8 protein-coding genes are annotated in these 12,866 nt (G+C 63.5%); 3 read left to right on the top strand and 5 right to left on the bottom strand.

The annotated features are described in order from the left end of the window. Positions 1-258 precede the first annotated feature (258 nt). Together prmC and ubiG are read right to left on the bottom strand one after the other, a co-directional pair. Entirely contained in the window at positions 259-1,110 is an 852-nt protein-coding gene (gene prmC, locus AB8717_RS17680; RefSeq protein ID WP_443748632.1) for a peptide chain release factor N(5)-glutamine methyltransferase, read from the bottom strand. 5 nt (positions 1,111-1,115) lie between these two features. Further along, on the bottom strand, positions 1,116-1,913 hold the full coding sequence (gene ubiG / locus AB8717_RS17675) for a bifunctional 2-polyprenyl-6-hydroxyphenol methylase/3-demethylubiquinol 3-O-methyltransferase UbiG (protein ID WP_443748631.1): 798 nt from the start codon (positions 1,911-1,913) through the stop codon (positions 1,116-1,118). A gap of 150 nt (positions 1,914-2,063) precedes the next feature. Here ubiG and AB8717_RS17670 point away from each other — a divergent pair, with 150 nt between their 5' ends. Then, positions 2,064-3,320, top strand: a complete 1,257-nt coding sequence (locus AB8717_RS17670) for an aspartate kinase (protein ID WP_443748630.1) — start codon at positions 2,064-2,066, stop codon at positions 3,318-3,320. Positions 3,321-3,927: 607 nt separating this feature from the next. Here the strand turns inward: AB8717_RS17670 and AB8717_RS17665 are convergent. After that, positions 3,928-5,985: a M13 family metallopeptidase gene (locus tag AB8717_RS17665; protein WP_443748629.1), complete on the bottom strand. Its 2,058-nt coding sequence runs from the start codon at positions 5,983-5,985 to the stop codon at positions 3,928-3,930. A 160-nt stretch (positions 5,986-6,145) separates the two neighbouring features. Here AB8717_RS17665 and AB8717_RS17660 point away from each other — a divergent pair, with 160 nt between their 5' ends. Further along, positions 6,146-7,963, top strand: coding sequence for a cation:proton antiporter domain-containing protein (locus AB8717_RS17660; protein WP_443748628.1), 1,818 nt, complete (start codon positions 6,146-6,148; stop codon positions 7,961-7,963). A gap of 308 nt (positions 7,964-8,271) precedes the next feature. Here the strand turns inward: AB8717_RS17660 and hisS are convergent, their stop codons facing one another. Beyond that, positions 8,272-9,741 carry a histidine--tRNA ligase gene (gene hisS / locus AB8717_RS17655; protein WP_443750918.1) on the bottom strand — a complete coding sequence of 490 codons (1,470 nt, stop codon included), beginning with the start codon at positions 9,739-9,741 and terminating at the stop codon, positions 8,272-8,274. 546 nt (positions 9,742-10,287) lie between these two features. Here hisS and AB8717_RS17650 point away from each other — a divergent pair. Next, a complete protein-coding gene (locus AB8717_RS17650) occupies positions 10,288-10,740 on the top strand; it encodes a hypothetical protein (RefSeq protein ID WP_443748627.1) in 453 nt (150 codons plus the stop codon). Here AB8717_RS17650 and AB8717_RS17645 read toward each other — a convergent pair whose 3' ends face one another. Next, a complete protein-coding gene (locus AB8717_RS17645) occupies positions 10,741-12,816 on the bottom strand; it encodes a protein-disulfide reductase DsbD family protein (protein ID WP_443748626.1) in 2,076 nt (691 codons plus the stop codon). Positions 12,817-12,866 lie beyond the last annotated feature (50 nt).

The raw sequence follows: 12,866 nt of genomic DNA, 5'->3' as shown, positions 1-12,866 counted from the left end.
TCGCGTTGCTTGGTGTCTGCACAGGCGCCGCCGGTTGACCTTTGACTTCCGCGGGCTTCGGCCTGGCAATGTGTCTTGGCTTTGGTGGAATAGCGCAGGGACCGTTGGGTCCTAATCTGTCGCGCTTCACGCAACCCCCGGCGCGATATTTACCGGCAACTTCCTTAAGGAAAGATTGTCCGATCGAGCTCGCTATTGGGGTGAAGACATATGAGTCTTAGCGGATCAATAGCGACCTGCCAAGCAATATTTTGTGTTTTACGGCTTCTTTGCTACAACCACGCGGGGCAGGTTCGACAGGTCCAGATAGGTAGTCACATCGGTGAACCCTGCATTTTTCATCAGGTTTTCGACTTCGGCCGACTGGTCGAAGCCGATTTCCAGAAGGGCGCGGCCGCCGGGCTTCAGCAGGCGGAAAATTTCGGGTGCCAGGGCCTCGTAGGCTTCCAGTCCCGATTCGCCGCCGTCGAGCGCCAGGTGCGGATCGTGGTGGTAGACCTCCGGATCGAGCGTCGGGATGACATCCGAGCGGATATAGGGCGGGTTCGACGCGACGAAATCGAACGAGGCATCGGCCAGCCCCGAACCCCATGAGGTACGCAGGAAGGCGGCACGGCCATCCAGCCCGATGCCGGCGGCATTGTCGCGCGCCACGGCCAGGGCGTCTTCCGAGATATCGGTGCCGACGCCGCGGGCAGCCGGGCGCTCGCTCAGGACCGACAACAGGATAGCCCCCGACCCCACGCCCAGGTCGGCCATCTGGAAGGCCTCGTTGGCTTGAGTCTGCTTCAGGATCATATCGACGATGCATTCGGTTTCCGGACGCGGAACCAGCACGGCGTCGCTCAGGTTCAGCAGCAGCTTCCAGAAGCCCTTGCGGCCCAGGATGCGCGCCACGGGCTCGCGCTTTTCGCGGCGGGCGATCCATTCGTCGAGCAGGTCGGCCTGGTCGTGGCTGAGTTCGCGATGCGGGTCGGTCAGGATATCGGTGCGTGTGGCGCCCGTGGCCGCTTCCAGCAGCAGGCGGGCGTCGATGGCCGGGCTATCGATGCCGGCGGCCTTGAGGCGCTGTTGCGCGCCGGTCCAGGCTTTAACGAGGGTCGTGGTCATGTGAATCAGTCGTAATAACGGGCGACGACCATGTAGTTGACGGCGGTGTCGTCCGACAAGCTCCATTTCCCGGTAATGGGATTGAAGGTGACGCCGATGGCGGGCTCAGGCGTCAGGGCCGTGCCGTCCAGGAAGGCGTGGATTTCGGAAGGGTGCAGGAACTTGTCCCAGTCGTGCGTGCCCTTGGGCACCCACTGCAATATGTATTCGGCGCCGACGATTGCAAGGGCCCTGGATTTCAGCGTCCTGTTCAGCGTGGCGCAGAAGAGGATGCCGCCCGGCTTGACCAGCGAGGCGCAGGTCTTTAGGAAGCTTTCCGGATCGGCGACGTGCTCGATGACTTCCATGCACAGGACGACGTCGTAGAGGACCTCGCCCTTGGCCGCCAGTTGCTCCACCGTGCTGTTGAGGTAGCGGATGTCGAGCTCGCCCAAGCCAGCGTGGGCTTTCGCCGTGCCGATGTTCTTTTCGGAGGCGTCGAGCCCTGTAACCTGGAAGCCCATGCGGCACATGGGTTCGGACAGGAGCCCGCCGCCGCAGCCGACGTCGAGCAGTTGCAGGCCGCGGAACGGCGCGCGCGTCAGACCGTCGAGCCGGAAATGGTCCAGGCAGGTGTCGCGGACGAAGCCGACCCGCGTCGGGTTGAAGCGGTGCAGCGGCGCGAATTCACCCTTTACGTCCCACCACTTGGCGGCCAGGGCCGAAAAGCGCGCCACCTCGCCGGCATCGATGCTGAAGCCCTCGGCCTCGCCCTGGTCGAGTCCGCGTTCGGACGATGTGGTGTCGGTTGTAACGGAATTCATTAGATTTTCGGCCATGCGCGCCGCCAATTTCTCGTGTATCGCCGCCGGTTTAAAGTCTTGCGGTTGCGAAGATGTGAAGCTAGATATGCCGCGCTTTACGATAAGGGGTCAAGCGGTCAAGCCCTGACCCTCTACAAGGAATGTGAATTCATGACGCGTTTGGTGATGAAGTTCGGCGGCACGTCCATGGCCGATCTCGAACGCATCCGCAGGGCTGCGCGCCTGGTGGCCGCCGAATATGACGCCGGTCACAAGGTGGCGGTGGTGGTGTCGGCCATGGCCGGCAAGACGAACGAGCTGGTGGCCTGGACCGACGGCGCCGGTAAGGCGACGGGCAAGGCTACTCCCGGCGACGACGAATATGATGTCATCGTGGCGTCGGGCGAGCAGGTGACGGCCGGCCTCCTGGCCATGACCCTGCGCAATATGGGCTATGACGCCGTCTCGATGATGGGCTGGCAGGTGCCGATCATCACGTCCGATGTGCACGGCAAGGCGCGCATCCTCGACATCCCGCCGGCCAAGCTCGACACGGCGCTCGACGCCGGCCAGATCGTCGTCGTCCCGGGCTTCCAGGGCGTGACGGAATCGGGCCGCATTACGACGCTCGGCCGTGGCGGTTCGGATACCTCGGCGGTGGCTGTCGCTGCGGCGATCAAGGCCGTGCGCTGCGACATCTACACGGACGTCGACGGCGTCTACACGACCGATCCGCGCATCGAGTCGAAGGCCCGCCGCCTCAAGAAGATTTCATTTGAAGAAATGCTGGAAATGGCCAGCCTCGGCGCCAAGGTGCTGCAGACCCGCTCGGTCGAGCTGGCCATGGCGCAGCGCGTGCCCGTGCGCGTCCTGTCCAGCTTCGTCGAGCCCGGCGAAAACATCGACCAAGGCACCATCGTGTGCGACGAGGAAGAAATCGTGGAAAAGCATATCGTTTCCGGCGTGGCCTTCAGCCGTGATGAAGCCAAGATCACCCTCCTGGGCCTGCCGAACAAGATCGGCATTTCGGCTCTGGTCTTCGGCAAGCTGGCCGCGGCTAACATCAATGTCGACATGATCGTCCAGTCGGAAAAGCGCTCGGGCGAATACGCCAACCAGATATTCACGGTCGGCCGCCGCGACGCCAAGACGGCCGTCGACATCATGACCTCGTCCAAGGACGAGATCGGCTTCGACGAAATCCGTCTCGACGACACGGTGTCGAAGATTTCGATCGTCGGCGTCGGCATGCGCTCGCATACGGGCGTGGCCGAAACCATGTTCCGCGCCCTGTCGGAAAAGGGCATCAATATCCAGGTCATCTCGACGTCGGAAATCAAGGTGTCGGTGCTGATCGACGAAGCCTATACCGAACTGGCCGTGCGCGCCCTGCACGCGGCGTACGGGCTCGACAAGATCGGCGTCTGATCTTTGGGGGTTTGAATGAAAAGGCCCTCCCGGGAGACCGGGGGGCTTTTTTGTTTGGGGACTTCAAGCATTAGGGCTGCTATGTTCGGGGCAACGGCGGGGTTCGAAAATGATGCAGCTTGTCGCAGTAACACGCGTCTCACCGGACGTGCTTAAAGTTGTCGTGGAAGATGGAAGCAGGACCTGTGAAACTCTCTGCACAATCGGGACAAAGGAGCTGTCTAAGGGAGAGAAGATACGCATCATAAACTTCGCGTCCGAAGAATTTAACCGGTACCTTATGTTAGGAGAGATCGACGTCTTCGAGGTAAGGTCGGCGATACAGGCGCAACGACATTCGGGGGAATGAAGGCGGACAGGATAAGCGAATGTCTTGGGTGAAACCTCGCTTGTTTGACCAGAGGGCTTTTATTTGTACCTGTGACTCAAGCAAGAAACCCCACCACCACATCTCCTTCGCCGTTGCTTCGCAACGCTCAGTCGTGCGGTCCCCCTCCCCATTTTCTGCGAAAACGGGGAGGTGCAAGAGGGAGAAACAAGCGCGAACCCGGGTCCGTTTGAGCGCTGTCTCTTCAATCCGCTGCGTAGCGGGTCCGGGTCCCCTGGCTTACCAGATGCGGACGCGGTCTTCGGGTTTCAGGTAGTATTTGTCGCCGGGCTGGACCTTGAATTCGGTGTACCAGGCGTCGACATTGCGCATCGGGCCGATGACGCGGAACGCGTAGGGCGAATGGACGTCGGCGACCAGCAGCATCTTCAGCGTATCGTCGCGGATCTTGCCCTGCCATGACTGGGCATAGGAAATCAGCAGGCGCTGGTCGCCGTCGAAGCCGTCGATGACCGCCGGCGTCTTGCCGTGCTGCGACAGGTGGTAGGCGTCGAGCGCGATCAGGATGCCGCCTAAATCCGCGATGTTTTCGCCCAGGGTCTGGTCGCCCTTGATGTGCAGGCCGGGCAGGGGCTCGAAGGCATCGAACTGTTGGGCGTACTTGTTGGCTTCGGCCTCGAAGCGCTTGCTGTCCTCGTCAGTCCACCATTCGGAAAGCTTGCCGTCGCCGTCATAGTGGCGGCCTTCGTCGTCGAAGCCGTGAGTGATCTCATGGCCGATGGTCGAGGCGCCGATGCCGCCATAGTTGACAGCATCGTCGGCGTTCGGGTCGAAGAAGGGGGCCTGCAGTTCGGCGGCCGGCAGGACGATCTCGTTTTTCGTCGGGTCGTAGTAGGCGTTGACGGTCTGCGGCGTCATGTCCCATTCGAGCGGATCGACCGGCTTGTCGAGCTTGGCCAGGCTGCGGTTCCATTCGAAGCGGCTGGCACGGTCGACGTTGCCGTACAGGTCGCCCGCGGCGATCTCGAGCTTGGAATAGTCGCGCCATCTGTCGGGATAGCCGATCTTGGCGTTCATCTTGCTGAGCTTTTCCAGCGCCTTCTGCTTGGTGGCGGCCGACATCCAGCTCACGTTTTCGATGCGGTGCTTCAGCGCTTCGTGGAAATAGCCGACGATTTCCTGCATCTTGGCCTTGGACTCGGGCGGGAAATAGAGGACCACATAGTCGCGGCCCAGCGCCTCGCCCAGGGAATCCTCGACCAGGCCGACGGCGCGCTTCCAGCGCGGGCGCTGTTCCTCGGCGCCGCCCAATTCGTGGCTCCTGAACTGCCAGCGCGCGTCGACGAAGCGCTTCGACAAATAGGGCGCGGCCTGGTCGACGACGTGGAAGGCCTCCCACGCCTTGAGCGTATCGAGCGGCGTGTCGGCAAAGACTTTTGCGATTTTCGGGAAGGCGCTCTTTTCGCCGACCACGGCCTTCCTGGCGCCCGACACACCGGCGGTCTTGAAATATGCGTTCCAGTCAAAGCCCGGCGCCAGCTTCGCGACGGCGGCCAGCGTCATCGGGTTGTAGGTCTTGATCGGATCGCGGTCTTCGGCGCGCGTCCAGCTGACCCTGGCGATTGCGGTCTCGAAGGCGACGATGGCATGGGCGTGACGGGTAGCATCGGGATAGCCCGTCATGCCCAGGAGGCGGGCGACATAGGCTTCATAGGCCTTGAGCTTATCGGCATAGGCGGCGTCGAGGTAATAGTCGCGGTCGGGCAAGCCGAGGCCCGCCTGGCCCAGGCTCAGGACGTTGATCTTCGGGTTCTTGGCGTCGGCGCTGATGCCGGCGCCGAAGATGGCGCCGCCGAAGGTGCCGGACGTCTTGCCCATATAGGCGGCCATCTGGCTCTTGGTCGCGATGGCGCGAATGTCGGCCAGCGCGGGGGCCAGCGGCGTGGCGTCGCGCGCCTCGACCGTCTTTTCGTCCATCATCGAATTGTAGAGGTCGGCGATCTTCTTGTCGTCGCCCGACAGGCTGGCTTTCGATGCCAGGTCCTCGACAATCGCCCTTGAACGCGCTTCGGACAGGTCTTCCAGGACTTCGTTGACGCCGTTCGACGTCTTGTCGGCGGGAATGACCATGGTCCGGTCGGCCGTGCCGTTGACATAGTCGAAGAAGTTGTCACCGGGTTTGACGGCCGTATCCATGCCTTTGAGATCGATGCCCCAGGCGCCGAAGCGCGGCGTGGCCAGGCTGGGGTCGTTCAGCGGGGTGGCGCCCGCCGCCGCGAAAGCGGTCATACCGAGCGTCGTTGCTAACGCAGTCGCGATCAGAAGTTTATTGGCCATTCGGACTTCGCCCTGTACCTTGCCTGTGCGGGGTTCGGCCCCACATGTCATCAGGCGGCGCTGCCGCTTGATTGAAAAAGAAACCATTTCACCATAACCGCTTTTTTCGAAGCCATACATGAATCTTCGTTAATGATCCCGCGGTTTGACAGGAGGCCTGATGACCACTGCCAACGCCCATGTTTCCGCTGAACACGTCGTTGCGGGCGCGCAGGACTATTACGTCGTCATCATCGTCTTCCTGCTGGCCTCGGCGGTCGTGGTGCCGCTGTTCCAGCGCTACAAGGTGTCGGGCGTCCTGGGCTTCCTGGCGGTCGGCGTATTGCTGGGGCCAGACGGTGTCGGCCGGCTGATCGGCAATGTCCCGGGGCCCCTGGGGCCCGTCTTCGATTCGTTCGCCCTGATGCGTTCGCACAGCGTCCATACCCTGGCCGAGCTGGGTGTCGTCTTCCTGCTGTTCTCGATCGGGCTGGAATTGACGTTCGAACGCCTGAAGTCGCTGCGCCGGCTGGTGTTCGGGCTGGGCCTGTTGCAGGTGACGGTCAGCTCGCTGGTGCTGGCGGGCCTGTTCGTCTGGCTGGGCCAGAGCATCGGCGCCGCAGGGACCCTGGGCATGGCCTTGGCCCTGTCATCGACCGCCATGGTGCTGCCGGCCCTGGCCGACCGCAAGGCGTTGCGTACGGCATCGGGACGGAGCGTCTTCGCCGTGCTGCTGGCCCAGGACCTTAGCGTGGCGCCGATCCTGATCACGGTCGGCATGCTGACGGCCGGCGAGGCGGGCAAGGACGGCGCGGGCGGCCTGCTGGCGCTGATCCCGGCCCTGATCGGCATGGGCGTGCTGGTGGTGGCCGGGCGCTGGCTGTTGCGGCCTTTGTTTACGCTGGTGGCGGCATCGAAAAGCCGCGAGCTGTTCATGGCGGCGTGTTTGCTGGTCGTGCTGGTCTCGGGCCAGATCGCCGTCATGGCCGGCCTCAGCATGGGACTGGGCGCCTTCGTCGCCGGCGTGCTGCTGGCCGAAACCGAATACCGGCGTGAAATCGAAGTGCTGATCGATCCGTTCAAGGGCCTGCTTCTCGGCCTGTTCTTCGTGACGGTGGGCGCGCGGCTCGACATCGGCGAAATCCTGGCGCAGCCGGTCTTCGTGCTGGGCCTGACCGCCGCGCTGATGGTCCTGAAGGCGCTGGCCGTCTATCCGCTGGCGCGCGCCTTCGGGCTCAACCGGCGCAATGCCATCGAGACGGCGGCGATCCTGGGGCCGGCGGGCGAATTCGCCTTCGTCATCGTCGACGAAGCCATCGGCCGCCATATCCTGACGCCGGACATCGGCCAGGCGGTGATCCTGTCGGCGACGCTCAGCCTGTTCTTTGTACCGCTGCTGGCGGCCCTGTCGGGGCGCATCGCCGGGCGCCTGGCGCCGTCCGATCCGCCGCCGGCCGAGGCGCCCGATACGGTCAGCGAAGACAATCCGGTCATCATCGTCGGCTATGGCCGCGTTGGCGCCCTGGTCGCCGACATGCTGAAGGCGCATGAGATCGGGTTCAGTGTCGTCGATATCAATCCGCGTGTCGTGGCCCGTGCCCGGGCTGCGGGCGTCCAGGCCTGGTATGGCGACGCCTCCGTGCCGGATTTCATGGAGCGGCTGGGCCTGGCGAAAGCGAAGGCCGTCGTCGTCACCGCGTCGAATACGGCCTTTACCGATATGGTGGTCGAAGCCGTGCACGGGGCGCGGCCGGATGTGCATGTCATCGCCCGGGCCCGCGACGCCGGTCATGCCGAACGACTCTACCGGCTGGGCGCGACCGATGCGGTGCCGGAAACCATCGAGGCCAGCCTGCAACTGGCGGAAAACACGCTGATCGACCTGGGTGTACCCATGGGACTGGTCCTGGCCAGCGTCCATGAACAGCGCGACGTCTTCCGTCGCATGTTCGGCGTCCGCTCCGGCCCCGCCGTCGTCCGCATGCGCGGCGAGGCGTAGATCGGCGTAACGTCCGTTCTCTTTTTTTGACACCGATGTCGGGAAATGGACAAGAAAAAGCCCGCTCAGGGGGGATAACGCCTGGCGGGCTTTTTTGTTTGTTTAAAGCGAGCGTTTCCTCCCCGAAACGCTAGAACTGACTTCTCTCTCGTCGGGAGAAGTTCCGTTCGTGGGGACGATATAGCCGCCTTTTTTTTAGCCGGTCAACTTGTTTTCGATCTTTGTGTCAAAATTATTTTTCACGGAAATGTCATTACAACACAGGTGCCAAAAAACCACGTTCCGGAGGCCCGTTTTTGACAGCGCTATCAAATCGAATCCATTATTTTTTTCAAATGCTTGATGGCTTCCTGGCGCGGCAGTGTCACCTGCCCTGGACGCTCCTCGCGCCACGCCTTATTGTCGCTTATTTGCAACGCTAAATCCCGTCCGAGATCGAGGTCCTTTATGGTTACGGTCCCGGCCGCCAGTTCGTCTCCGCCCAGCATGACGGCGGCGGGGCTCAGGCGGCGGTCGGCGTACTTCATTTGCGGCCGCATGCCTGAGCGGCCGAGATAGACTTCGGCCGGGATGCCGGCGGCGCGAATTTCGGCAGCCAGCTTGAAATATTCGCCCATATCGCTGTCCGAGAAGGCGATGATGACGACGGGACCGCGGACGCGGGCCGCCTTTTTGCCTTCGACCAGGGCCAGCGCGGCGGCCAGGCGCGACACGCCGAACGAGAAGCCTGTCGCCGGTACGCGCTCACCGGTGAAGCGCGCCACAAGGTCGTCGTAGCGGCCGCCACCGCCGACGCTGCCGAACTGGACCATATTGCCCTTTTCGTCGCGTGTTTCCAGCAGCAGCTCGGCCTCGAAGACCGGACCTGTATAGTATTCCAGCCCGCGCACGATGCCGGGATCGAACACGGCGGCGGCGTCGTCGACGCCCATGGCGGCCAGGGCCGTGGCGATTCGGCCCAGGTCTTCGACGCCGGCCTGGCCTTCGGGCGACTGCGCCAGCACATTGGCCAGGCGGTTCAGAACCTCGGCGCGCGTGGCGCCGCCGCCCGCGCTGACAAAGTCGAGCACCGGCTGGATCGCCGATGCCGGCAGGCCCGCACCCTTGGTGAAGTCGCCGCTTTCATCCTTGCGGCCGGCGCCGAGCAGCAGTTCGACGCCCGCCATGCCGAAACGGTCGAGCTTGTCTATGGCGCGCAGGACGCCCAGTTGCTGGGTCGGATCGGTGACGCCCAGGCTGGACAGCAAACCGTTCAGGAGCTTGCGATTGTTGATGCGGATGCGCACGGGGATGTCGAGCGCCTTGAAGCCCGTGACGGCCAGAGCAATGACCTCGGCGTCGGCCTCGGGGCGGTCGGAGCCCACCACGTCGGCGTCGCACTGCATGAATTCGCGCAGGCGGCCGGGGCCCGGCTTTTCGTTGCGCCATACGGGGCCGAAGGCGTAGCGGCGGAAGGGCTTGGGCAGGGTTTCCCAGTTCTGCGCGGCGAAACGGGCCAGCGGCGCCGTCAGGTCGTAGCGCAGGGCCATCCACTGCTCATCGTCGTCCTGCAGGGCGAAGACACCGACATTGGGCCGGTCGGCGTCGGGCAGGAACTTGCCCAGCGCGTCGGCATATTCGAAAGCCGGGGTTTGCAGGGCCTCGAAGCCGAAGGCCTCATAGACCTGGGACACGGTGGTGATCAGCCGGCGCTCCAGCGCGATCTGGTCGCTGCGTTTGTCGGCGAACCCGCGCGGATTGCGGGCTTCGGGGCGGAAGGTCTGTTCGGTATCGCTCATGCCCGGGCGATAGACCAAAGACAGCGCCGACTCAATAAATTTCGGGTGGGCCATGCGACACGCCTGCCGCATGCTTTTGAAAACTTCGCGTAAATGGCGAATTTCTAAACAAATCAATAATTTGACATATTTGTCAAAAATTTTGCCGTGAAGGATGTAAATGACTTGCGAACGGTGTTATAATTTACGTCCCTTTGATGCCTGGCCTTTGATGCCGAAGGCATGATTGAGGAAGGAAACCGGACATGAGCAAGTCACATGCTGCAGAGAGTTTCTCTCATTTCGTAATCGCGTTGATCGGGGCTGTCGTTGTCGTTGGTGGAGCCGCCTTCCTGGTGATGGCTACCGACAATCATGGCTGCTCCGGCGGTATCGAGTGCCGAACGAGCACCCAAATGAACCAGGCCCACTACTGAGCCTGATCCATTTCACATTGTAAGGTCGTCATAAGAGCGCGGTTAACGCTTTGTTGGCCGCGAACTTGCATGCTGTGCTTCTTTTCCAAGGGAGCGCACGATGCGGCATGCGGCGATTCTGGCTGTCCTTATGGCTGTCCTGCCTTATGGCGCGACGGCGGCGGAACCCGCTGCCAGTGTCATATCGCGTGAGCCGTCCTTTGCCGGGCTGGTCAGAAGCGCCAGGACGCTGAAAACGGAAACCGACCGGTTCTCCGCGCATCCGGCTCTGGCTGTGCGGCAGACCGCGAAGTTTGCGGCCTATGCCCGCGATATCCGCGCCCTGTCGGCCGGCGACCTGAAGGGCCACTATACTTTGCGCGATCGCGGTACGGACAACGACCTGAAGTGTATCCTGATGGGCGTGTCGCGCGATCTTGAGATCAAGATGACGGCGATCGAAGCCGCCAGGACCGATGCCGACCTCGGTACGGCCTTTCACAACATGTCGGACCTGCTGTCCGACAATGTCGACGTTATCGTGACGCCGGCGACGACGGATTCCGGCCTCGACTGCGTGATCGAATTTGGAAAAGGCGCGTAGTTATTTCGCCCCGTCCGTCAACAGCTTGACGACGGCGTCGCTGTTCAGCATCTGCGGCAGGACCTTGGGTTCTGCGTTGTGCGCACCGTAATAGACGTAGAGCGGCACGCCCGACCGGCCATAGAGCGTCAGGTAGTGCGAGATTTCGGCATCCTGGTTGGTCCAGTCGCCGACCATATAGACCGTGCCGGTCGATTTCACCGCGTCGCCGAAGCCCTTTCCCGACAGGACCAGACGCTCATTGACCTTGCAGGTGACGCACCAGGCGGCGGTCAGATCGACAAAAACGGGCTTACCCTGGCTGCGCAGCTCGGCCAGGGTCGCGACATGGAAGGCCTGCGACGGCACCGCGGTGGCGGGTGCGGCCGAACTGGTGGCGCGCGGCAGGGCGGCCGAAGCGAAACCCAACACGACACCGACTGCCAGGAATCCGGCCTTGATCGGGCGGGGTAAGGCTTTCAACGGCGCGACGGCCATGGTGACGGCGATCAGCGCGATGACCAGCACGGCCACGCCCATCACCTGGACCTGTTGCGCGAAGACCCAGACCAGCCACAGGGCGGCGGCGTACATCAGAAGCGACAGGACAAGCTTCAGCGTGTTCATCCAGGTGCCGGGCCGGGGCAGGGCGTTGGCGACGGCCGGGACCAGGGTGATGGCGAAGGTCAGGGCCACGAAGGGCAGGGCGAAGCCCAGGCCCAGCGCGAAGAAGATGGCGAAGTTGGCGATGCCGCCCTGGGCCAGGGCGACGCCGATGGCGGTGGCCATGAAGGGCGCGGTGCATGGTGCGGCCACGACGACGGCCAGCACGCCGGTAAGAAATGCGCCGAGCAGGGGGCGGCGGGCGTCGATCTGCCCTGAGCCGACGCCTTGCAGCGACGCGCCGATCTCGAACACGCCCGACATGTTGAGCGCCACCAGCAGCATGACGATGGCCAGGGCGGCCACGACGAAGGGCGACTGCAGCTGGAATCCCCAGCCCAGCGATGCCCCGGCGCGGTGCGCCAGGTCGAGCGCCACGGCCAATGCGACGAAGCTGAGGATCGCGCCCGCGCCATAGAGCAGGGCCTCGGCCTGGGCCAGCCTGGTGTCGTGGCCGGCGCGCGTCAGGCTGAGCAGCTTCATCGACAGCACGGGGAAGACGCAGGGCATCAGGTTGAGGATCAGGCCGCCGACAAAGGCCAGGCCCATGGCCAGCGCGATACCGAGCGGCGAAGTGTCGGTGCTGCCCGCCGGCGCCGAGCCGAGGCCGTGGACATCGGGCGCCAGCGGCGCCACCGCCAGCTGGATGGCGTAAGCCGTGCCGTCGGCCAGCTTGAGGATGCCGCTGATCGGCTTGGCCGCGATATCGGGCTTTACGGTTTCGGTGCGGAGCGTAAAGCCGGCCGCACCGAGGTCGAGCGCCTGCGCGGCGGCAGGCTTCAGCACATTGGTGTCGGCCGGGAAAAAGTAGGCGCCGTCGGCGCGGCCGGGCAGCCTGAAGCCGAGTTGCGCCACGCCACTGGCGACACTGATGGTCGCGGGGACGGTCAGGGGCTTGGGCAGGGCGCTCATCGCCTTGTCGATTGTCGCCTTGCCGTCGCCGTCTCTGGCCGGGCCCGCGGCGATGGTGGCGGCGACCTCGAGGCCTTCCGGCACGCAGACATCGGCGCAGACCAGGAAGTCGATATGGGCTTTCAGCGGCAAGGGCTGGCCGGCGGCGAAATGGCCGCCATTGTGCAGCTTGACCAACAGGACGGTGCGGCCCTCATAGCCATAGCTCACCAGGCCGAGCGTCGGCAGAAGCTTCGGTATCGGGAACTGGATGTCGCCGGCCGAAAAGCCGTCCGGCAGGTCCCAGGTGACCTTGGGCGCCAGACCCGTATCGCCGGGATTGACCCAGTAGGTGTGCCAGCCGGGTGCCGAGGTGTAATCGATTGCGGCCCACAGGTCCGCGCCGCCCGGAACCGCCGCAGATGCGGTGACCAGTTTGGCCTTGATGTGCGCCGACTGGCCGTCCTGGGCGTGAGCACCGGCGGCAGCTGTCAGTAGCGTCAGAGCCGTCAGCAGAAATCGGAAGAAACCCCTGAAACGCACACGTCACCTGTTGGCTGGAATTTCGCTGATTTGTGCCGCGTCTTATGCCC

The sequence above is a fragment of the Asticcacaulis solisilvae genome, assembly GCF_052327315.1.
GTDB classification, from domain to species: Bacteria; Pseudomonadota; Alphaproteobacteria; order Caulobacterales; family Caulobacteraceae; genus Asticcacaulis; species Asticcacaulis solisilvae_B.
The sequence above is the reverse complement of the archived record's forward strand: the minus strand, read 5'-3'. Positions and strand labels throughout refer to the sequence as shown.

Coding starts and splice junctions, on each gene's coding strand:
- prmC (WP_443748632.1), bottom strand. CDS start 1,110: ATGACCACGACCCTCGTTAAAGCCTGGACCGGCGCGCAACAGCGCCTC.
- ubiG (WP_443748631.1), bottom strand. CDS start 1,913: ATGAATTCCGTTACAACCGACACCACATCGTCCGAACGCGGACTCGAC.
- AB8717_RS17670 (WP_443748630.1), top strand. CDS start 2,064: ATGACGCGTTTGGTGATGAAGTTCGGCGGCACGTCCATGGCCGATCTC.
- AB8717_RS17665 (WP_443748629.1), bottom strand. CDS start 5,985: ATGGCCAATAAACTTCTGATCGCGACTGCGTTAGCAACGACGCTCGGT.
- AB8717_RS17660 (WP_443748628.1), top strand. CDS start 6,146: ATGACCACTGCCAACGCCCATGTTTCCGCTGAACACGTCGTTGCGGGC.
- hisS (WP_443750918.1), bottom strand. CDS start 9,741: ATGAGCGATACCGAACAGACCTTCCGCCCCGAAGCCCGCAATCCGCGC.
- AB8717_RS17650 (WP_443748627.1), top strand. CDS start 10,288: ATGGCTGTCCTGCCTTATGGCGCGACGGCGGCGGAACCCGCTGCCAGT.